Annotated in this window: 18 protein-coding genes and 1 tRNA gene; 12 read left to right on the forward strand and 7 right to left on the reverse strand. The window is 65.9% G+C overall.

Annotated features, from left to right (window positions below):
• Window positions 1-2 precede the first annotated feature (2 nt).
• The 3 genes from AC4D6D_RS00380 to AC4D6D_RS00390 all read left to right on the forward strand — a co-directional run bounded on the left by AC4D6D_RS00380 (window position 3) and on the right by AC4D6D_RS00390 (window position 2,938).
• Window positions 3-401, forward strand: a complete 399-nt coding sequence (locus AC4D6D_RS00380; RefSeq protein ID WP_147220727.1) for a metallopeptidase family protein — start codon at window positions 3-5, stop codon at window positions 399-401.
• Between the two features lie 244 nt (window positions 402-645).
• Window positions 646-933 (forward strand): hypothetical protein, encoded by a 288-nt coding sequence (locus AC4D6D_RS00385; RefSeq protein WP_491326046.1) that lies wholly within the window; start codon window positions 646-648, stop codon window positions 931-933.
• A 244-nt stretch (window positions 934-1,177) separates the two neighbouring features.
• Window positions 1,178-2,938, forward strand: a complete 1,761-nt coding sequence (locus AC4D6D_RS00390) for a bifunctional metallophosphatase/5'-nucleotidase (protein ID WP_491326047.1) — start codon at window positions 1,178-1,180, stop codon at window positions 2,936-2,938.
• A gap of 39 nt (window positions 2,939-2,977) precedes the next feature.
• On the opposite strand, the gene AC4D6D_RS00395 is transcribed toward AC4D6D_RS00390, so the two are convergent.
• Genes AC4D6D_RS00395 through lgt form a run of 3 tightly spaced genes read right to left on the reverse strand, consistent with a single transcriptional unit; the run spans window position 2,978 to window position 5,487 of the window.
• Window positions 2,978-3,514, reverse strand: coding sequence for a DUF2306 domain-containing protein (locus AC4D6D_RS00395; protein ID WP_491326048.1), 537 nt, complete (start codon window positions 3,512-3,514; stop codon window positions 2,978-2,980).
• A gap of 19 nt (window positions 3,515-3,533) precedes the next feature.
• The gene (locus AC4D6D_RS00400) at window positions 3,534-4,583 is read right to left on the reverse strand and encodes a class I SAM-dependent methyltransferase (protein ID WP_491326049.1); all 1,050 of its coding nucleotides are present in this window, start codon (window positions 4,581-4,583) and stop codon (window positions 3,534-3,536) included.
• 4 nt (window positions 4,584-4,587) lie between these two features.
• Window positions 4,588-5,487: a prolipoprotein diacylglyceryl transferase gene (gene lgt / locus AC4D6D_RS00405; RefSeq protein WP_491326050.1), complete on the reverse strand. Its 900-nt coding sequence runs from the start codon at window positions 5,485-5,487 to the stop codon at window positions 4,588-4,590.
• A gap of 184 nt (window positions 5,488-5,671) precedes the next feature.
• Between lgt and AC4D6D_RS00410 the strand changes: the two genes are divergently transcribed.
• The 3 genes from AC4D6D_RS00410 (at window position 5,672) to AC4D6D_RS00420 (ending at window position 10,579) form a co-directional block, all read left to right on the forward strand.
• The gene (locus AC4D6D_RS00410) at window positions 5,672-8,422 is read left to right on the forward strand and encodes a [protein-PII] uridylyltransferase (protein WP_491326051.1); all 2,751 of its coding nucleotides are present in this window, start codon (window positions 5,672-5,674) and stop codon (window positions 8,420-8,422) included.
• A gap of 191 nt (window positions 8,423-8,613) precedes the next feature.
• Window positions 8,614-9,792: a patatin-like phospholipase family protein gene (locus AC4D6D_RS00415; protein WP_491326052.1), complete on the forward strand. Its 1,179-nt coding sequence runs from the start codon at window positions 8,614-8,616 to the stop codon at window positions 9,790-9,792.
• Between the two features lie 4 nt (window positions 9,793-9,796).
• Window positions 9,797-10,579, forward strand: a complete 783-nt coding sequence (locus tag AC4D6D_RS00420; RefSeq protein ID WP_491326053.1) for a 3-hydroxybutyrate dehydrogenase — start codon at window positions 9,797-9,799, stop codon at window positions 10,577-10,579.
• 218 nt (window positions 10,580-10,797) lie between these two features.
• On the opposite strand, the gene gltX is transcribed toward AC4D6D_RS00420, so the two are convergent.
• The 3 genes from gltX to AC4D6D_RS00435 form a co-directional block, all read right to left on the reverse strand.
• A complete protein-coding gene (gene gltX, locus AC4D6D_RS00425; RefSeq protein ID WP_491326054.1) occupies window positions 10,798-12,132 on the reverse strand; it encodes a glutamate--tRNA ligase in 1,335 nt (444 codons plus the stop codon).
• 32 nt (window positions 12,133-12,164) lie between these two features.
• The gene (locus tag AC4D6D_RS00430) at window positions 12,165-13,334 is read right to left on the reverse strand and encodes a benzoate/H(+) symporter BenE family transporter (protein ID WP_491326055.1); all 1,170 of its coding nucleotides are present in this window, start codon (window positions 13,332-13,334) and stop codon (window positions 12,165-12,167) included.
• A gap of 108 nt (window positions 13,335-13,442) precedes the next feature.
• Window positions 13,443-13,518 (reverse strand) — tRNA-Ala (locus AC4D6D_RS00435).
• Window positions 13,519-13,773: 255 nt separating this feature from the next.
• Between AC4D6D_RS00435 and AC4D6D_RS00440 the strand changes: the two genes are divergently transcribed.
• On the forward strand, window positions 13,774-13,998 hold the full coding sequence (locus AC4D6D_RS00440; protein ID WP_147220717.1) for a hypothetical protein: 225 nt from the start codon (window positions 13,774-13,776) through the stop codon (window positions 13,996-13,998).
• A 207-nt stretch (window positions 13,999-14,205) separates the two neighbouring features.
• On the opposite strand, the gene AC4D6D_RS00445 is transcribed toward AC4D6D_RS00440, so the two are convergent.
• On the reverse strand, window positions 14,206-14,379 hold the full coding sequence (locus AC4D6D_RS00445) for a hypothetical protein (protein ID WP_021232409.1): 174 nt from the start codon (window positions 14,377-14,379) through the stop codon (window positions 14,206-14,208).
• 168 nt (window positions 14,380-14,547) lie between these two features.
• Between AC4D6D_RS00445 and AC4D6D_RS00450 the strand changes: the two genes are divergently transcribed.
• The 5 genes from AC4D6D_RS00450 to metH all read left to right on the forward strand — a co-directional run bounded on the left by AC4D6D_RS00450 (window position 14,548) and on the right by metH (window position 20,837).
• Complete coding sequence (locus tag AC4D6D_RS00450; protein ID WP_491326056.1) at window positions 14,548-15,549, forward strand: ArsR/SmtB family transcription factor; 1,002 nt, start codon at window positions 14,548-14,550, stop codon at window positions 15,547-15,549.
• Window positions 15,546-16,448, forward strand: coding sequence for a methylenetetrahydrofolate reductase [NAD(P)H] (metF, locus tag AC4D6D_RS00455; RefSeq protein WP_491326057.1), 903 nt, complete (start codon window positions 15,546-15,548; stop codon window positions 16,446-16,448). The genes AC4D6D_RS00450 and metF overlap by 4 nt, the downstream gene beginning before the upstream one ends.
• A gap of 98 nt (window positions 16,449-16,546) precedes the next feature.
• On the forward strand, window positions 16,547-17,593 hold the full coding sequence (locus tag AC4D6D_RS00460; RefSeq protein ID WP_491326058.1) for a homocysteine S-methyltransferase family protein: 1,047 nt from the start codon (window positions 16,547-16,549) through the stop codon (window positions 17,591-17,593).
• Window positions 17,594-17,598: 5 nt separating this feature from the next.
• Window positions 17,599-18,129, forward strand: coding sequence for a GNAT family N-acetyltransferase (locus AC4D6D_RS00465; protein WP_491326059.1), 531 nt, complete (start codon window positions 17,599-17,601; stop codon window positions 18,127-18,129).
• A gap of 20 nt (window positions 18,130-18,149) precedes the next feature.
• Complete coding sequence (gene metH, locus AC4D6D_RS00470; protein ID WP_491326060.1) at window positions 18,150-20,837, forward strand: methionine synthase; 2,688 nt, start codon at window positions 18,150-18,152, stop codon at window positions 20,835-20,837.
• The last annotated feature ends 205 nt before the right edge of the window (window positions 20,838-21,042 follow it).

The following is a 21,042-nucleotide window of genomic DNA, read 5'->3' on the forward strand; positions in this document are numbered from 1 at the left end:
ATATGACCCGTTTCGGCAATGCCCCCGGCCCGGACGTGTTCGAGGCCCTCGCCCACGCCGCCTTCGCGCGCATTCCCGAACCTTTCGCGCAGCACCTCGCCGGGGTGACCGTCCACGTCGAGGAATTCGCCGACGCGGAGACCCTGCACGCGGTCGGCCTGGAGGACGCCTGGGAACTGACCGGCCTCTACCACGGCCGCCCGCTCGACGAGGAATCGGTCTGGGTGGCGGGCGAATTCCGTCCGCGCATCACCCTCTACCGCCAGCCCCTGCTTGCCGAATGGTGCGAGACGGACGTGACGCTGGAGGACCTCGTCACCCATGTCGTGGTCCACGAGGTCGGCCACCACTTTGGCCTGTCGGACGATGACATGCATGCGCTGGAGGACGACGCGGACTGACGTTTCGCGCGGAGGCTATCTCCCTTTGGCGCCTCCGTGCGAATCCGTTTCCGCCCCCCGACTTCCCGGAAACACCCGAAGCGAAACCCTATCGTCATCCCCGCGCAGGCGGGGACCCCGCTTTCTTCTTCAACTTCCGCGCCAAACCGCAAGACAAGCGGGATCCCCGCCTACGCGGGGACGACGGGAATGTCGGGGGAAGCGGACGTTGCTGCGGTTCCTTCCGACACGCTATACTGAAGAAATGAGCACAGACTTCCTAATCGACGGCAATCTATCCGGCACTGGCATTCGCAACGCGGCGGAAGGAGGCTATCTTCTTCCCCATGCGATTGGCTTGTCGGCTCAACTGGCTTCGGACGTTGTTGAATGGCTTCGAAAATACGAAGACGCGCATTTCGCCGGTTTTCCTGAAAGCGCCGTGGGGGAATTAGACAATGAAGGCCTATCTCTCTTGTCGAGGGCGAAGTTAGAACTGCCCCACAAGCATATAGGCTATTTTTCTCATGGCTTGATGAAACGACTGGCCTGAAGTTCGCCATGTCGGCGCAACCGGAAAGTCCGCTTTCCTACAATCACCCCGCACGCTATTCTCTTCCCCATGCCTCACACCGCCCTCCCCCACAGCCCATCACAAGGTGACACTCCCACAACAAGGCGACACTTTTTCTTCCTCTGGACCGTGTAAACCGTGTCAACCAAACCGTCACCTTACACCTCCAACAGGCACGAAAAATCGTTGCCGCCCCGCGCAATGATCCGATAGGACGAGCGCCATGACTCTCCCCCTCCATCGCGGTCTACCGCTGCTTTCCACCTCGCTGATGGCCGCCCTTCTCGCAGGCTGCGCGACGACGCCGACCTCCCGCCAGGCAAGCGCCCCCATCGAAGTCGGGGTGATCGCGATCAACGACTTCCACGGCGCGCTCGAACCGCCCAGCCAGTCGGTCGAGACGCCGGACGGTCACGGCGGCGAAGTCGCGGTTCCGGCGGGCGGCGGGGCATGGCTGGCCTCGGCGGTGGATTCGCTGAAGGCCCGGCATGCCAACAATGTCGTGGTGGCGGCGGGCGACCTGACCAGCGCCTCGCAGCTCGCCTCCTCGCTCTATCTCGACGAGCCTTCTGTCGGCGTGATGAACCGCGTCGGCGTAGAGTTCAACGCGGTGGGCAACCATGAGTTCGACCGGGGCTGGCAGGAACTGCGCCGCCTCCAGAACGGCGGCTGCGAGAAGAACACGCGCGGGCAGCCCTGCCAGCTCGAACCGTTCAAGGGTGCCGACTACAAATACCTCGCCGCCAGCACCACGCTGGCCGACGGTACGCCGCTGTTCCCCGGCACCGGACTCAAGACTTTCGGCACTGGCATGGACCGGATCACGATCGGCTTCGTCGGCCTTTCGCTGAGCAGCGTGCCCACTCTCGTGGCGCCGGACCGGGTTGCCGGCCTGAAATTCGCGGACGAGGCGGAAACGATCAACCGCTCGGTGCCGCAGCTGAAAGCCGCGGGCGCCGATGCCGTCGTCGTGCTGATCCATCAGGGCCTGCGCACCAACGGCGCCGCCGATCCCAACGGCTGCGATCAGGCGGTGGGCGATATCCAGCCGATCCTCGCCCGCCTGCACCCCGGTGTCGACGTGGTGGTCTCGGGCCATACCCACTGGGCCTATGTCTGCAACTATACCGAGAACCCGCAGGCAGGCCCGATTCTGCTGACGAGCGCGGGCGTCTACGGCAAGCTGGTGACGGACATCACTCTGAAGTTCGATCCCGCAACGCACAAGCTGCTGGGCAAGCAGGCCAGCAACCTGATCGTCCAGTCGCCCGCCTACACGTCGGCCAAGGGCGTGGTGCCGAACCAGCCCGCCTTCCCGCAGTTCCAGCCGCGCGCCGACGTCGCCGCCTATATCCAGCGTTACAAGGACGCCTCGCTGCACCTCGTCGCGCGGCCGGTGGGCAAGCTTTCCGGAGCGGCGGGCAAAGTCGAGGAAAAGGGCGTCGGCAAGGGCGGCGAACTCGGCAATCTGATCGCGGATTCGCAGCTTGCCGCCAGCCGCAAGGCCGGGGCCGAGATCGCCTTCGTCAATCCCTATGGCATCCGCACCTCGCTGATCCCGGCGGCGGACGGCACCGTTACCTTCGGCCAGATCTACGCGGTCGAGCCGTTCAACAACGAGATCGTCACGCTGTCGCTGACCGGCGCCCAGCTTCGCGCCACTCTGGAGCAGGGGCTGGACGACAGCGGCGACAAGCAGATCCTCGCGCCCAGCCAGGGCCTGCAGGTGGCCTTCGACATGCGCCGCCCCTCGGGTTCGCGGATCACCGCGCTGACGCTGGACGGCAAGCCGCTCGATTTGGCGCGGACCTACCGCGTCAGCGTGGTGAACTTCCTGGCCGAAGGCGGCGACGGCTTCAGCGGCTTCATCGCGGGCACCGACCGCGTCCATGGCGCCATCGACCTCGACGCTCTGGAAGACTGGCTCTCGGCGGTGCCGGTTCGCCAGCTGCCGGAAGAGGACCGGACGCCGGAAGCGCGCTGACTCTTGTTCGAGGGGGCGATTGCCGCCCTCTCACGGTGATCAGCCAAACAGCCAGTGGCCGAGCAGGCGGTCGAACGGGAACGTGAAGAAGCCCGCAATCAGCAGGGCGCCGATGATGAGGCCGCGCACGGTGCGGCGGTGACGGGCGGCATTGTGCCGCCGCGCCGCCAGCACCAGCACCGGCACCATGACCAGCGTGAACAGCGAGAGGACATGGATGAGGCTGAACTTTCCCGGCCCGCCCATGTGGATGAACAGGCTGTCCAGCGCGGTCAGCATCATCGCCCCGCTCCAGATATAGCCGTAGACCCGGTGCCGGGTATCGCCGCGGCGGCGCCAGAGCAGCACCGGCGTCAAGACCAGCGCGGTCAGGATCGTCGCGAGATGGAGCCAGATGACCACGGGCACACGCGCCCATTCGTTCATCCCGCGCAGCAGGGCGGCGAAAATGAAGGCCAGCATCACCACGGCCAGAAAACCGAGCGCCCGTTCCAGCCTGTCCGGCCCGCGCAAGTCCTGCGCCGTGACACCCCGCACTGCCGTCGCCCCCGACGGCGCTACCGCTGCTTCGCTCATTCTGCCCCCTGTCGTCTCGTCAGAACCCCGCGCCTTGCGGCCATTGCGGCCCGGTCACGCCCATGACCTTGAACAGGGTTCCCATCTGATCGTCGTTGATAAGCCGATCTTTTGCCCGCTGGATAGTCTCCGCGTGATGCGGCGCAGTGGCGACGAGATGGGCGGCACGCATCTCGATGCCCAGCGCGCGCAGGAACTCGCCCTGCGTCACCGTGCCCTGCCATGTCGCGCCTTCGTTCGCCGCGATCTCCGCCAGGATCGCGAAATCGACGAGGCAGGTGAGGTCCGCCTCGCCCGGCATCGCAAAGGGATCGACCTTGGTATGCGCGCGCAGCGCCTGCAAGGTCGAGCCGGTCTGCGGCGCGGCATAGCCGTAGTCGATCAGCAACGCCGCGCCGCCCTGCGCCGCGAGCCTTGCGGCCAGTTCGTGCATGACCGCGGCGGCGCCGGGGCAGGTTTCCAGCAGCGTGCTTTCCGGCGCATCCTTCAGCGCATCGGGCACGGCGGCGTCCATCGGCTTGTCCCCGGCGACGGGGCGGAAGCGATCCTCGACCCAGTCCACCATGCGCTCGCGCCAGCCCTTGGCCGTCTTCACCAGCTGGCGCACCGGCAGCGCATCGAGGAATTCGTTGCCGACCACCAGCAGCGGCGCGTCGGTGGGCACGCTGCCGAGATCGTGGTGCCACTGCGCCTGCGGCACCGCCTCGGCCTGGAGCGCCCGCAGCGCCTGCGAGCCTTCCACGAAGTGCACGTGCGGCTCCAGCCCCACCCGCTTCATCGAACGCAGCGCATCGCGCGCCAGAGTGCCGCGCCCCGGCCCCATCTCGACGTAGTGGACCGGCTGCGGGCTCCCAGCCCGCACCCAGATATCCGCCAGCCACAGCCCGACGAGTTCGCCGAACATCTGGCTGATCTCGGGGGCAGTGATGAAGTCGCCTTCCGCGCCGAACGGGTCCTTGTCGGCATAGTAGCGAGCGTTCGATTCGCCCATGTAGTGCAGCAGCGAGATCGGCCCGTAATTGGCTATCAGCCGCTGGAACACGGCCGAGAGCGGTTCGGCATCGGACATGGGATTACGCAGTGATCGGGCGGACGGTGGCCAGCGCCGGCTTGGCAAGCGCGCGGGCGATCAGCACCAGGCCGAGCAGGATCAGCGGGATCGTCAGCCACTGGCCCATCGACAGGCCGGTGCGGGCGGCGAAGTCCTGCAGCTGGGCGTCCGGCTCGCGGAAGAACTCCACGGTGAAGCGCGCGCAGGCGATTCCGGTGGTGAAGACGCCGACCAGCAGGCCCGGACGGAACCGCGAACGGGTCTTCCAGAACAGGCTGAGCATCACGACGATCATCAGCAGGCCTTCGAGGCCGGCTTCGTAGAGCTGGCTCGGGTGGCGCGGCAGCGGTCCGGCGTCGGGGAAGACCATGGCCCAGGGCAGATTCGGATCGGTGACGACCCGGCCCCACAGCTCGCCGTTCACGAAGTTGGCGAGGCGGCCGAACAGCATGCCGAAGGGCACGCAGACCGAAACATAGTCCGCCACCCGCAGGAAATCGAGATTCCCGCGCCACGAGACCCAGATCATCGCCAGCAGCACGCCGATCAGCCCCCCGTGGAAGCTCATGCCGCCGTGCCAGAGCGAAACCAGCGCGCCCGGATCGCTCCAGAGGCTGGGAATGCCGGTATCGCCGCCGGTGTAGAACGTCGCATAGCCCAGGCGCCCGCCCAGGATGATGCCGATCGTGCAATAAAAGAACAGGTCGTCGGCATGGCGCTGCGCCAGCGGCGCGCCGGGCGCCTTGATCATGCGCGAGAGGTGCCAGTAGCCGAGCATGATGCCCGCCAGATAGGCCAGCGAATACCAGCGCAGTTCGAAGCTGCCGATCCGGAACAGGTAGTTCTTGAGGCCCAGATTGACCCAGTAGATCGGCTGGTGCGCCTCTGCGGCGGCGGCTGCGGCAAGTGCTGTCAGGGACAAGTGCTCGACCTCGTAAATTCTCGTAAGGTCGCCGGGCCGGACGGCTCAGCGGGGCTTTGCGGGCCTTCTGGCATAGGCTGCGGGGCGATGGTAGGCCGGATTTTGCCAAGGCCCCGCAAAATCGGCGGGCGGAAGCAAGCGCGCTGTTCCCCTCAAGCCTTTGAATGTCTAGATATCGCTCGACATGAGCGTGATCCGCATCCCTTCGCCCCGTTCCGTGATCGACCGCCGCGCGCTGGTCGAGGCCATCGAAGCCGTCGTCGCAGAGACCGGCGCCGCCAAGGGCCGCAAGCGGGTGGTCGAACTCCTGCGCGAAGCGCTGGAACAGGGCCGCGCCGAAATCGCCCGCCGCCTCGTGGAAAAGCCTTCTGCCGGGCACGAAGTGGCGGAAGCGCAGGCCTATCTGGTCGACCAGTTGCTGCGGATCATTCACGATCACGTCTCCACCCACGTCTATCCGGCGATGAACCGATCAAAGGGCGAGCGTCTTTCGATCATCGCCGTCGGCGGTTACGGGCGCGGCGAGATGGCGCCCCATTCCGACGTCGACCTCGCCTTCCTCACCCCGATCAAGCAGACCGCCTGGTGCGAGCAGGTGATCGAGGCGATGCTCTATTTCCTCTGGGACCTCGGCCTCAAGATCGGCCATTCCAGCCGCTCGGTGGACGACATGGTCCGCATGAGCCGCTCAGATCTCACCATTCGCACCGCCATGCTGGAGGGCCGCTACGTCTGGGGCGACCAGGATCTCTACGAGGAAGTCCGCGCGCGCTTCTGGAAGGACGTCGTCGCCGGGACCGAGCGTCAGTTCGTGGTCGAGAAGCTGGCCGAGCGGGAGGAACGCCACAAGCGGATGGGCGACAGTCGCTACGTGGTCGAACCCAATGTGAAAGAGGGCAAGGGCGGCCTGCGCGACCTGCACACGCTCTACTGGATCGGCAAATATATCCACAAGGTGCGCGATCCCAGCGAACTGGTGGACGTGGGCCTGCTGACCCACAAGGAATACCGCGCCTTCCGCCGGGCGGAGAACTTCTTCTGGGCAGTGCGCTGCCACCTCCACACGATCACCCGCCGCGCCGAGGACCGCCTGACTTTCGACCTCCAGCGCGAAGTGGCGGCGCGGATGAACTATTCCGACCGCCCCGGAAAGAGCGCGGTCGAGCGGTTCATGCAGATGTTCTTCCTCCAGGCGAAGATGGTCGGCACCCTGACCGGCGTGTTCCTCGCCCAGCTCGACGACCAGTTCGCCAAGCGCCAGCCGCGCGGGCTGCTGGCGGGCTTCCGCGCCCGTCCGCGCTCGGTCAAGGGCTACAAGGTGTTCGGGGGACGTATCATGGCGCCCGGCGAAACCTGGTTCGAGGCCGATCCGGTACGCCTGATCGAGATCTTCGTCATCGCCGACCGCGAAGGGCTGGAAATCCACCCCGAGACCATGCGCCTCGTCTCCCGCGACGCCGCCCTCATCCGCGAGGACGTGCGCCGCGACCCGCGCGCCAACGAGCTGTTCATGGAACTGCTCACCAGCCGCAACAACCCGGAAACGGCGCTGCGCTCGTTCAACGAGGCGGGGGTGTTCGGGCGCTTCGTCACCGAATTCGGCCGCGTCAACGCGCAGATGCAGTTCGACATGTACCACCACTACACGGTGGACGAGCACACCATCCGCGCCATCGGCCTGATCTCCCGCATCGAGAAGGGCGAGCTGAAGCAGGACCATCCGCTCAGCCACGAGATCATCCACAAGGTCCGCTCGCGCCGGGCGCTCTATGCCGCGGTGCTGCTGCACGACATCGCCAAGGGCCGCGGCGGCGACCATTCCGAGATCGGTGCCGAAATCGCCCTGAAGCTCTGCCCGCGTTTCGGGCTGGATGAGGAAGAGACCGAACTCGTCTCGTGGCTGGTGCTGCACCACCTCGTGCTCTCCGCCACCGCCTTCAAGCGCGACCTGTCGGATGCCAAGACGATCACCGATTTCGTCGAACTCGTGCAATCGGTGGACCGCCTGCGGCAACTGACGCTGCTGACCATCGTCGATATCCGCGCGGTCGGCCCCGGCACCTGGAACTCGTGGAAGCGCCAGCTCATCGGCGAACTCTACGGCGCCTCCGAGGAGCGCCTGCGGCTCGGCCATGTCGAATTCGGGCGCGAGAAGCGCGTCGCCGCGAAGAAGGCCATCGTTGCCGGCAGCGCCGAGGAGAATGCCGCGCTTGTCGAGGAGCTGGCAGCGCAATTCGCCGATTCCTACTGGATCGCCGAGCAGGAAGACGTCATCGCCAAGAACCTGGCGCAATTCCATGCCTCACAGGACGAACCCCTCTCGATCGCGACCGAGTACTATCCGGCGCGCGGGGCCACGCTCGTCACCGTAATCGCCTCGGACCACCCCGGCCTGTTCTACCGCATCGCCGGGGGCATCCATCTCGCGGGTGGCAACATCATCGACGCGCGCATCCATACGAGTCGCACCGGCCGCGCGGTGGACAACTTCCTGGTGCAGGACCCGCTCGGACGGCCCTTCATGGAGGAAACCCAGCTTGCCCGCCTGCGCTCCTCGATCGAGAATGCGCTGGCCAACCGCATCAAGATCCTGCCCCAGCTCGTCGCCCGCCCCGATGCCCGCCCCCGCGCCGATGCCTTCGAAGTACGGCCCCGCGTGCTGGTGGACAACAAGGCCTCGAATCGCCTCACCGTCGTCGAGGTCAATGCCCGCGACCGCCCGGCGCTGCTCAACCGGCTGGCCCATGCGCTGTTCGAATCGAAGCTCATGGTCCACTCCGCCCATATCGCGACGTATGGCGAACGCGCGGCGGATACCTTCTACGTCACCGATCTGCTGGGCGAGAAGCTGACCTCATCCAGCCGGATCAAGGCTCTGGAACGCCGCCTGCTGGAAGCGGCCAGCGAGGGCAGCCTGACGGAAGTAGCGGCGTAACACGTATTCCGTGCAAGGCCTGCCGCACACTACGCGTCACAATACACATGTCATCCTGAACTCGTTTCAGGATGACGAGGGTAAGACCGCGAGAAAAGTTCCCGCAAAATCTCGCCAATAAACAGTTGAAAGCGCGCGCCAACGGTCCCACTTGTTGCATCGCAACATCCACCATGCGCAGGACCCTGCCCATGAACGCCGATAGCGCCGCCGTTTCGTCCCCGTTTTCGAACGCACCGCAGTCGGTGCTCGTGCTTCAGGGCGGAGGCGCGCTCGGCGCCTACCAGGCCGGAGTCTACGAAGCCCTCACCGCCGAAGGCCACGCGCCGGACTGGGTGGCCGGCATCTCGATCGGCGCGATCAATGCCGCGATCATCGCCGGCAATGCGCCCGAGGAACGCGTCGGGAAGCTGCGCGCCTTCTGGGACGGGGTCAGCCACGAACTGCTCTACCGGCTCGACGCCGGAAACGGCTTCGCCCGCCGCGCCTTCAACGAGACTTCCGCCGCCCTTGCCGCGACCTTCGGCGTGCCGGGCTTCTTCACCCCGCGCCTGCCGGTGCCGCTGCCCGAATGGCCGGACGAACTCGGCCGCCTGAGCTTCTACGACACCGCCCCGCTACGCCAGACCCTGCTGAACCTCGTCGATTTCGATCGCATCAACCGGGGCGAAACCCGCTTCTCGGTCGGCGCGGTCAACATGATGACCGGCAATTTCGTCTATTTCGACAACCAGAGCGAAAACGGGCAGAGCGAGCGCAGGATCGGTCCCGAGCACATCATGGCCAGCGGCGCCCTGCCCCCCGGCTTCCCGCCGGTCGAGATCGACGGCGAGTGGTACTGGGACGGCGGCCTCGTCTCCAACACCCCGCTGCAATACGTGCTCGACAACCGCAGCCCTTGCGAGATGACGGTGTTCCAGGTGGACCTGTTCCCCTCGCGCGGGGCCGTACCCAAGACCATGGCCGACATCGCCCAGCGGGAAAAGGACATCCGCTTCTCCAGCCGCACGCGCCTCAACACCGACTTGTCCAAGCGCCTCCAGGACATGCGCGCCGCCGCCCAGCGGCTCTCCCACAAGCTGCCGCCCGAACTGCGGGACGATCCCGACCTGCACCAGTTGCTCGGCTGCCGCCCGGCAGGCGCCGTGGCGGTGATGCACCTCATCAACCGCCCGCGCGGCTACGAGACCATGTCGAAGGACTACGAGTTCTCCCGCATGACCGTAACCGAGCACTGGAAAGCCGGAAAGGCCGACGCGCACTCTTCGCTGCGCGATGCACGCTGGACCGATCGTCAACTCAAACCCGACGAAATCATGACGTTCGACCTCGCGGGCACGCGCGCGAAGAGGCCGAACAACGAGGAGTAGGTGAATGAAACTGAAGGACAAGGCCTGCATCGTCACCGGCGCCGCCAGCGGCATCGGCAACGCCATCGCCCATAAATATGCCTCCGCGGGGGGCAAGGTGGCCATCGCCGACCTCAACCTCGAAGCCGCCCAGAAGGCCGCCGACGACATCAAGGCCAAGTACGGCACCGAGGCCATCGCCGTCGCCATGGACGTGACCAGCGAGGACCAGGTGAATGCGGGCGTCGCTCAGGTCGTCGAGGCCTGGGGCACGGTGGACGTGCTCGTATCCAACGCCGGCATCCAGATCGTCAACCCGGTCGAGAATTTCGCCTATGCCGACTGGAAGAAGATGCTGGCGATCCACCTCGACGGCGCCTTCCTCACGTCCAAGGCCGTGCTGCCGCACATGTACGCGCAGAAATCCGGCTCGATCATCTTCATGGGCTCGGTCCATTCCAAGGAAGCCAGCCCGCTCAAGAGCGCCTACGTCACCGCCAAGCACGGCCTGCTCGGCCTGTCGCGCGTGATCGCCAAGGAAGGCGGCAGGAAGGGCGTGCGCTCCAACGTGATCTGCCCCGGCTTCGTGCGCACCCCGCTGGTGGACAAGCAGATTCCCGAACAGGCCAAGGAACTCGGCATTTCCGAAGAGGAAGTGGTGAGCCGCGTGATGCTCGGCCAGACCGTGGACGGCGAGTTCACCACCGTGGACGACATCGCCGAAGTGGCGCTATTCTTCGCCGGGTTCGAAACCAATGCGCTGACCGGGCAGTCGCTGGTGGCGAGCCATGGGTGGTTCATGGAGTAAGAACGGAAGGGATAAAAGCAGGGGAGCATAGCCCCCCTGCACCCCCATTACCGTCTAGATCACGCGGACCAACAGCGTCGGGCGCCCATGGCGGCGTCGGGAGACATATGGGCTGCGCCGCAAGGAGCGCAGAACCGATAGGTGGCGCGCAACGTCGACATTCCGAGGGTCCGGGGGATCTCCTGAGCTTGTCGAAGGGCCCCGGGTCTTCTCTGTTCTTATCCTGCCACGACCTTCAACCGCGCCAGAGCCTCATCCCGCCCGATCAGCGGCAGTAGCGCGCCCATATCCGGCCCGTGCTCCATCCCGGTAAGCGCCAGACGCAGCGGCAGGAACAGTGCCTTGCCCTTGCGCCCGGTAGCGTCCTTGAGCGCGCCGGTCAGCGCCTTCCACACGCCTTGGCTCCATTCGAGGCTCGCCAGAACCCCGACCGCCTGCGCCAGATAGGCCCGGTCCTCGTCGGCCTGCGCCGGAGCCTCGATCGGGCCGATGACCACGCGCCACCAGTCATGGGCCTCGTGGACGTGCGAAAGGTTGGGACGAATCGTTTCCCACGCGCCCTCGTCCATTTCCTCGGGCAGGCGTTCGGAAACCGCCGCAAACGGCAGGGCGTGGACCACGGCGGCATTGACGCGCTCCAGTTCCGCCTCGTCGAATCGCGCGGGCGCGCGGCCGAAGCGGGTGAGGTCGAACGCCGCCGCCAGCTCCTCGGCGTCCAGCGAGGGATCGACCGGGTCGCTGGTGCCGAGGCGTCCGAGCAGCGCGACGACGGCCTGCGGCTCGATGCCGATATCGCGGAAATGCGCAACGCCCAGCGAGCCGAGGCGCTTGGAGAGCTTGCCCTCGGTGCCGACCAGCAGCGCCTCGTGCGCGAAGGCGGGGACCGGCGCGCCGAGTGCGGTGAACATCTGGACCTGTGCGGCGGTGTTGGAAACGTGGTCCTCGCCGCGCAGGATCCGGGTCACGCCCATGTCCACGTCGTCGATGGCGGAAGGCAGCATGTAGAGCCACGAGCCGTCGGCGCGGCGAATCACCGGGTCGCTCATCTGGGCGGCGTCGAACTTCTGGGGGCCACGAATGCCGTCCTCCCAGGCGATCGGCTCGTCATGATCGAGCAGGAAGCGCCAGTGCGGCAAGTCTCCGGCGGCGATCTTCGCGGCCTTATCCTCTTCGGTGAGCCGCAGCGCGCCGCGATCGTAGATCGGCGGGAGGCCGCGCCCGAGCAGCACCTTGCGCTTCAGTTCCAGTTCCTGCGGCGTCTCCCAGCAGGGATAGACGCGGCCGGCCGCCTTCAGGCGCTCGAATTCGCGTTCGTAGAGCGCGAAGCGGGCCGACTGACGCTCCTCGCCGCTCCAGGCGATGCCGAGCCAGGCGAGGTCGGCATGGATGCCCGCGACATATTCCTCCTTCGAGCGCGCCGCGTCGGTGTCGTCGATGCGCAGCAGGAACGTGCCGCCCGCCTGTTTGGCGAGCAGCCAGTTGTGCAGCGCCGTGCGGATGTTGCCGACGTGAAGGTGCCCGGTGGGCGAGGGAGCGAAGCGCGTTACGGTCATGCCCCGCGCGTTACGGCGCACGGGGCATGAGGTCAATTTCGGCGCGCGAAAACCGCCTTGGCCGCCAGCGCCGCGAAGCCCGCCAGCAGGCCCCAGAAAGCGGAGCCGATGCCCAGCAGCGAAACGCCCGAAGCGGTCGCGGCGAACGTCAGGATCGCCGCGTCGCGCTCGGTCTTCTCGACCAGCATGTTCTCTACCGCGCCCGAGAGCGGCGCGATCAGCGCGATTCCGGTGAAGGCGGCGATGGCGGACTTGGGCATCGTCAGGAAGAATTGTACCAGCGGCGCCGAGAACAGCGCCAGCACCAGGTAGAACGCGGCATAGATCAGGCCGACCGTCCAGCGGCGCCCCTGATCGGGGTGCGCGTCGGAACTCGTACAGATCGCCGCCGTGATCGCCGCAAGATTGACCCCGTGCGCGCCGAAGGGTGCGAGCAGCATCGTCGCGAGACCGGTGCCCAGCAGCAGGGGCTGCGGCTTCGGCTCATAACCGGCGGTCCGCAGCACGACGAGGCCCGGCAGGTTCTGCGAGACCAGCGTGACGAGGAACAGCGGCACGCCGATGCTCACCACGGCTTTGAGGTCGAAAGTGGGCGTGACCGGCGCCAACCCGCCGAGCAACGCGGTGGGCGCGAATCCGGCCACGTCGCCGCGCAGGAGCACCACCGCCACGCCGGAGACCAGCACCAGCAGCAGCGCGTAGAGTGGGAAGCGTTGCCGGGCGATCACGAAGACCAGCAGCAGGACCACCACCAGCAGCGCGTCGGTCTGTAGCGTGCGGAACAGTTGCAGGCAGAACGGCAGCAGCACGCCTGCCAACATCGCCGAGGCAACCGAAGCAGGGATTCGCGCAGCGAGACGTCCCAGTGCGGGCACCAGCCCCAGCAGACACATAAGGCCCGCAGCCGCGAGGAAGGCGCCGATCGCGACCGGCCAGGTAACCGCGCCAGTGCTCGCGGCCAGCAGCGCTGCGCCGGGCGTCGACCATGCCAGCACGACCGGCATCCGCATCCACAGCGAGAGAATCGCTCCGGGCACGGCGATGCCGAGACAAAGTGCGGTGACGGCCGAACCGACTTGCCCAGCCTCGGCCCCGAGCGCCTGCATGGCCTGGACGACGAGAGCAACAGTTCCGCCGAACCCGATGAGGGCGGCAATCAGCGCGGAAGTCCAGGAGGCGAGCGGCGGAAGGCGAGACAGCATGGCCGCGCTATGGGGAGATTTGCCGCCGAAGGAAAGATGCCGCCGCAAGGAAGCAACAGCTCTGCCTTCGAACACCAAAGCTCTGAATTTTCGTGAGTTTGAAGGAGATGGTGGAGCCTAGCGGGATCGAACCGCTGACCTCCTGCATGCCATGCAGGCGCTCTCCCAGCTGAGCTAAGGCCCCGTCCATTTCAGCGGATCGCACCTGGGTGGGCGGTCCGGTCCCGCGCACTTCGGCGTGGGAGGCAGCCCTCTAGATCGCCTTTTTCGATCTGACAAGAGAAACATTCACGTCATTCGAAAGTTTATCGGGATACTGCGCGCGTGCGGAGATCGAGCGGCCCGGAAACGGCATTTCGCCGGGTTCATCGCAGCGAAATCTCCTCCGGCGCAGTCAAGCAAAAGAGGCAATGCAAAGGTGCTAAACGGGAGAGCGATCATGATTCGCAAGTTGATGGCCGTTGCCGCAGTCGCCGGGCTTCTGGCAGCTACCCCCTCGATGGCGGCACCCTGCCGCGATGCCAAGGGCAAGTTCATCCCCTGCAAGACCGTGACGACCAAGAAGACCACCACCAAGGTCACGACCATGACCGTAAAGGGCAAGGACGGCAAATGCCGCTTCACCTCCGGCCCGAAGAAGGGCCAGTTCACCAAGTGCCCCTGAACATGTGATGCGTCTCGGGGGCTTGCCCGGCGGGCTCCCGAAGCACTGGCCCCAAAAGCACTGAACGCGGAGTTCGGGCAATAAAAAACCCTCCCGGAGGGGAGGGCTTTTTCCGTCTCGGACGGACTTTCCGTGATTTCCCCGAAAGGGCGGAAAGCAACTGGGGGCCGGCAGACCTGAAAGGTCGGTGCGCAGCCCCCGGCCGGATTACTCGGCAGCCGCGGTGGCTTCTTCGGTAGCCGCTTCGGTGGTAGCAGCCAGAGTTTCCTCGGGCAGGGTCTCAACCGACTCGGTAGCAGCTTCGGTGGGCTTTTCGCCACCGCAAGCAGCGAGCGACAGAGCGGCAGCCGACGCGAACGCGGCAAAAGCAATCTTCTTCATGCGAATCCCCTTGCATTGTTTGGCGCATAGGCCAACGCTTGCAGGCAAGCCTGCGGTGCCATTCTTTAGACGAGACATTGGACCAACGCAAATGGGAAGTAAGGGGTCGTAAACCCCCGGAAATCCTAGGGCTTGCACACATATAAAGATATCTTTATATGCCAACCCATGCAAATCGACCCCCTCCTGAGGGCTCTCTCCGAGCCGACGCGACTGCGCATCATGCGCCTGCTCGCGCATATGGAACTCGCGGTCGGAGAGCTTGCCCAGGTGCTCGGACAGAGCCAGCCGCGAGTCTCCCGGCACGTGAAGATCCTGTGCGACGCAGGCCTTGCGCAGCGCCGCAAGGAAGGCAGCTGGGTCTTCCTGCGCAGCGCGGTGAAGGAAAAGAGCGAGCCACCGATGGGTGCCGCCGCCGCACAGCTCCTGACCGTGGCCGAGCGCGACGACCCCGCCTTTTCCGCCCGCTGCACCGAGGATCGCCGCCAGCTCGCCGCGATTCGCGAGGCGCGTGAGGCCAGCGCCCAGGCCTATTTCGCCAGCCACGCCGAGGAGTGGGACACCCTGCGCCAGCTTCACGGCGCCGACGGCCCGGTCGAATCGGCCCTGCTGGCGTCGTTCGGCCGCCAGAAGCTGGGCGCCCTGCTCGATGTCGGCACCGGCACCGGTCGTATGGCCGAACTGCTTGCTAGCAAGGCCGGGCATGTCACCGCGCTCGACAAGAGTCCGGACATGTTGCGGATCGCGCGCGCCCGCTTGCAATCTTTGCCTGCGGACAAAGTCGCGCTGCTCCAGGGCGACTTCACCGCGCTGCCCTTCGTGCCCGCCAGCTTCGACACCGTGCTGTTCCATCAGGTCCTGCACTATGCGCAGGACCCCGGCGTGGTGTTGGGCGAAGCCGCGCGCGTCACCCGTGAGGGCGGACGCATCGCCGTGGTCGACCTTGCCGCGCACGACCGCGAGGACTTGCGCGAACGCCATGCCCACGCCCGCCTCGGCTTTGCCGACGAGCAGATGGAATCGCTGCTGACGGAAGCCGGATTCGCCTCCGAACCGTCCGTTTCACTGCCCGGCGACCCGCTTACCGTGAAAATCTGGACGGGCCGCCGCCTGCCAGTCCCCGAGATTCCGGCCACCGAGATTCAAGACAGAAAGATCCAGCTCCCATGACTTTTGCCGAACGACCGGTCTCCGCCCCGCGCTTCGAGGACCTGCCGGGCGACATTTCCGTCTCCTTCGAGTTCTTCCCGCCCAAGACGGAGAAGATGGAGGAACAGCTCTGGGATGCGATCACCCAGCTTGCCCCGCTGGCGCCCAGCTTCGTCTCGGTGACTTACGGCGCGGGCGGTTCGACTCGCGAGCGCACCCATTCCACCGTGTCGCGGCTGGTGCGCGAGACCGATCTGGTTCCGGCCGCTCACCTTACTTGCGTCGGCGCCAGCAAAGGCGAGATCGCCGAGATCGCCGACCAGTACTGGGAAGCGGGCGTGCGCCACATCGTCGCCCTGCGCGGCGATCCGCCGCCGAGCAGCGGCGGCGTGTTCACCCCGCACCCGCAGGGCTATACCGGTGCCGCCGATCTCGTGGCCGGGCTGAAGGCGCGCCATGACTTCGACATCTCGGTAGCCGCCTATCCCGAAATCCACCCCGAAGCGGCCAGTCTGGAAGCCGACCTCGACAACCTGAAGCGCAAGCTCGATGCCGGTGCCAACCGCGCGATCACGCAGTTCTTCTTCTCGACCGACGCCTATTTCCGCTTCCTCGACAAAGTGCTCGCCGCCGGAATCACCGCGCCGATCCTGCCCGGCATCATGCCGGTGACGAGCTTCGCCGCGATCCGCCGCATGTCGGGCAATACCGAGATTCCGGGCTGGCTGGAGACGATGTTCGAGGGTCTCGACGAGCGCCCCGGCCCGCGCGCGCTGGTCGCCGCGGTCGCCGCCGCCGATCTCTGCCGCCGTCTCTACGAGGGCGGCGTGCGCGATTTCCACTTCTACACGCTCAACCGCGCCGAGCAGGCCTATGCGATCTGCCAGCTTCTGGGCCTGCGTCCGAAGCCGGACGCCTGAGCGGACTTGTATAACGACCGTTCGTGCAGCAAGGCGCGCGCGAACGGTCAGCCAAAATGACCTTTAGCCCTCGTCAGGGCTGATCGGGGATTACGACAATGAGTGCCAGAGAACAGTTCCTCGCCGAAGCGGCCAAGCGCATCCTCATCACGGACGGCGCTTTCGGCACCGAAATCCAGCGCTGGAAGCTCAGCGAAGCGGATTATGCGGGCGACCTCGGCCTCTCCCACGACCAGAAGGGCAACAACGATATTCTCGCGCTGACCAAGCCCGAAGTGCCCGAATCGATCCACCGCGCCTACTTCGAGGCCGGGGCCGACATCGCCGAGACCAACACTTTCTCGGCGAACCGCATCAGCCAGGCCGACTACGGCGCCGAGCACCTCGTACGCGAGATCAACCTCGAATCGGCGAAGCTCGCCCGCCGTCTCGCTGACGAATACCAAGCCAAGGATGGGCGCCCGCGCTTCGTGGCAGGCGCGATCGGACCGACCAACAAGACGCTCTCGCTCAGCCCCGACGTCAACGATCCGGGTTACCGCGAGATCGACTGGGACGAACTGGTCGATGTCTACAAGGAACAGGCCGCCGCCCTCGTCGAAGGCGGCGCCGACTTCATCCTGATCGAGACGGTGTTCGACACGCTCAACGCCAAGGCCGGGATCATGGCCGTGCGCCACCTCGAAGCCGAGCTGGGCCGCGAAGTGCCGATCATGATGTCGATGACACTGACCGACCTGTCGGGCCGCAATCTCTCCGGCCACACGGTCGAGGCGTTCTGGCACGCGGTGCGTCATGCCAAGCCGGTGACGATCGGGCTGAACTGCTCGTTCGGCGCCACCCAGCTGCGCCCGCATGTGAAGACGCTGTCCGAACTCGCCGACACGCTGATCATGATCTACCCGAACGCGGGCCTCCCCAACGAACTGGGCGCCTATGACGAAATGCCCGAGACCACGGCGGGCTTCGTCGGCGAATGGGCGGTCGCAGGACAGGTCAACGTGCTGGGCGGCTGCTGCGGCTCGACGCCGGACCACATCGCCGCCATGGCGCAGAAAGTCGCGGGCCTGTCGCCGCGCCATCTGCCCCGACTCGAACCCGTCACCCGCCTCGCCGGTCTCGAACCCTTCACGATGGTCGGCTGAAAGCCATGACCGAATTCCCCATCTGGCGCATCCGCCCCGCCACGGTCGACGATGCCGATGCGCTCTCGCTCGTGGCTTCCGCGACCTTCCTCGAAAGTTTCGCGGGGCTGGTCGACGGCGGCGGGATCGTCGCCCATTGCCTGAAGCAGCACTCGGCGGAAAACTACCGCAAGTACCTGACTAAAGGCGCGAAGGCCTGGCTGGCGGAAGTCGAGCCGGGCCATGCGCCGGTCGGCTATGCGCTGATCTGTGATCCCGAGCTGGAACTCGCGCAGGAGGGCGATCTCGAACTGAAGCGCATCTATCTGCTCTCGCGCTTCCAGGGCTCGATGATCGCGGGCACCATGATGCGAACCGTGCGCGACGCCGCGCTGGCCGCTGGCTGGAAGCGGCTGCTGCTCGGCGTGAAGAACGACAACCACCGCGCCCTCGCCTTCTACGCCAAGCACGGCTTCGAGACGATCGGTACCCGGACTTTCGACGTCGGCGGCAAGACCTATGACGACTATGTGCTCGCCCTGAGCCTCGCGAACTGATTCAACGAGAACGACAGACCATGACCTCGATTCATTCCGGCGCCCGTTTCGTCAATATCGGCGAGCGCACCAACGTCACCGGCTCGGCGAAGTTCAAGAAGCTCGTCATGGCGGGCGACTATCCCGCCGCCATCGAAGTCGCCCGCCAGCAGGTGGAGAACGGCGCGCAGGTGATCGACGTCAACATGGACGAAGGCCTGCTCGACGCCGTCCACGCGATGACAACCTATCTCAAGCTGATCACCGCCGAACCGGACATCGCCCGCGTGCCGGTGATGATCGACTCGTCCAAGTGGGAAGTCATCGAAGCGGGGCTAAAGTGCGTTTCGGGCAAGCCGATCGTCAACTCGATCTCGATGAAGGAAGGCGTCGAGCCGTTCCTGGCCCAGGCACGCAAGTGCATGGAATACGGCGCCGCCGTGGTCGTCATGGCCTTCGACGAGACCGGCCAGGCCGACACCCGCGAACGCAAGATCGAGATCTGCTCGCGCGCCTACCAGCTGCTGACCGGCATCGGCTTCCCGCCCGAGGACATCATCTTCGACCCCAACGTCTTCGCGGTCGCCACCGGCATCGAGGAGCACGACCGCTACGGGCTGGACTTCATCGAGGCGGTGGTGGAAATCCGCAAGGCCTGCCCGCACGTCCACTTCTCGGGCGGCCTCTCCAATCTTTCGTTCTCGTTCCGCGGCAACGAGACGGTGCGCCGGGCGATGCATTCGGTGTTCCTCTACCACGCGATCCCCGCCGGGCTGGACATGGCGATCGTCAATGCCGGCCAGCTCGACGTCTACGACCAGATCGACCCCGCCCTGCGCGAGGCCTGCGAAGACGTCATCATGATGCGCCGCCCCGGCGTCGGCGAGGACGGCAAGACCTCCACCGAACGCCTGATCGAGCTCGCCGAGAGCTTCAAGGGCAAGGACACCGTCGCCGAGAAGGCCGCCGAGGAATGGCGCGGCTGGGACGTGGTGAAGCGCATCGAACATGCGCTGGTGCGCGGCATCGATGCCTATGTGGTCGAGGATACCGAGGAAGCCCGCGCCGCGATCCAGGCGCGCGGCGGACGTCCCATCGAAGTGATCGAAGGTCCGCTGATGGGCGGCATGAACGTGGTCGGCGACCTGTTCGGCTCGGGCAAGATGTTCCTGCCCCAGGTCGTGAAGTCCGCGCGCGTGATGAAGAAGGCCGTCGCCCACCTGATTCCCTTCATCGAGGCGGAAAAGGACGCAGGCGCCAAGGCCAAGGGCCGCATCATCATGGCCACCGTCAAGGGCGACGTCCATGACATCGGCAAGAACATCGTCGGCGTCGTGCTCCAGTGCAACGGCTACGAAGTGATCGACCTCGGCGTCATGGTGCCGTGGTCGAAAATCCTCGAATCCGCGAACGAGAACGATGCCGACATCATCGGCCTCTCCGGCCTCATCACCCCTTCGCTGGACGAGATGGTGACCGTGGCCGAGGAAATGCAGCGCGCGGAGATGACCATCCCGCTGCTGATCGGCGGCGCCACCACCTCCAAGGTCCACACCGCCCTCCGCATCGATCCGGCTTACAAGGGACCGGTCGTCCATGTGCTCGACGCCAGCCGCGCGGTCGGCGTCGCCTCGCAGCTGCTGTCCGACACCCAGGCCGAGCCTTTCGTCGCCTCGGTGGCGAACGAATATGAGAAGGTCCGGGTTGCCCGCGAGGGCAAGGGCCAGAGCGAGCTGCTCGGCATCGCCGACGCCCGCGCCAATGCCTTCGCGCCCGACTTCGCGCAAAAGCCCGGCGCCCCGCTCCAGCCCGGTCTCCATGTCTTCGCGGACTGGGACCTCGAGGAACTGGTCGAGACCTTCGACTGGACTCCGTTCTTCCGCGCCTGGGAACTCGCGGGCAACTACCCCGCCATCCTCGACGACGAAGTGGTGGGCGAAAGCGCCCGCAGCCTCTTCGCCGATGCCAAGGCGATGCTTGCGAAGATCGTCGAGGAGAAGTGGCTGACCGCAAAGGGCGTCTGCGCCTTCTGGCCCGCTGCGGCCAAGGGTGACGACGTGATCGTGGGCACCGGCGCGATGGACCCACAGGTGGTCTACGACGCCATCCAGCAGGGCGTCCACGAAGGCCCGGACTTCGTCCAGCTGCCGTTCCTGCGCCAGCAGGTCAAGAAAAGCCGTGGTCGCGCCAACTTCTGCCTGTCCGACTTCGTCGATCCGGCCGGCGACTGGCTGGGCGGCTTCGCCGTGGGCATCCACGGCATCGAGCCGCACCTCGAACGCTTCCAGGCCGCGCATGACGACTATTCGGACATCCTGCTCAAAGCCCTGGCCGACCGCTTCGCCGAAGCCTTCGCCGAGCGCCTGCACCAGCATGTCCGCACGAAACTGTGGGGCTATGCGCCGGACGAGCAGTTCACCAATGTCGCCCTGATCCGCGAGGAATATCGCGGCATCCGCCCTGCTCCCGGCTATCCGGCCTGCCCGGACCACTCGCTGAAGCCGATCCTGTTCGACCTGCTCAAGGCCTCGGACAATGCCGGGATCACCCTGACCGAAAGCCAGGCCATGTTGCCCACGGCCGCCGTCTCGGGCTTCTACTTCGGCCACCCGGAAAGCCAGTACTTCGGCGTGGCACGCATCGGCCGCGACCAGCTGGAGGACTATGCCGAGCGCCGCGACGTGGACCTCGCCGAAGCCGAACGCTGGCTGCGACCCAACCTCGACTGATCGCGAGCGGAAACGACGCGAAACGACAACCATCTCGTGTCGCCCACGCAACCGCGGGGGCGTTACGAATGTGACTCGTTTCCCCAACATCCCATTCGATTACAATCCGGAAAACTCCCGGAAAAACCTTTCACCCCCGATTGCCCAACGCCATCGGGCAAGGCATTCCTGCGTCCAACGAACATAACGAATGGGGGCGGGGCAC

The sequence above is a fragment of the Novosphingobium sp. BF6 genome, from assembly GCF_058273105.1.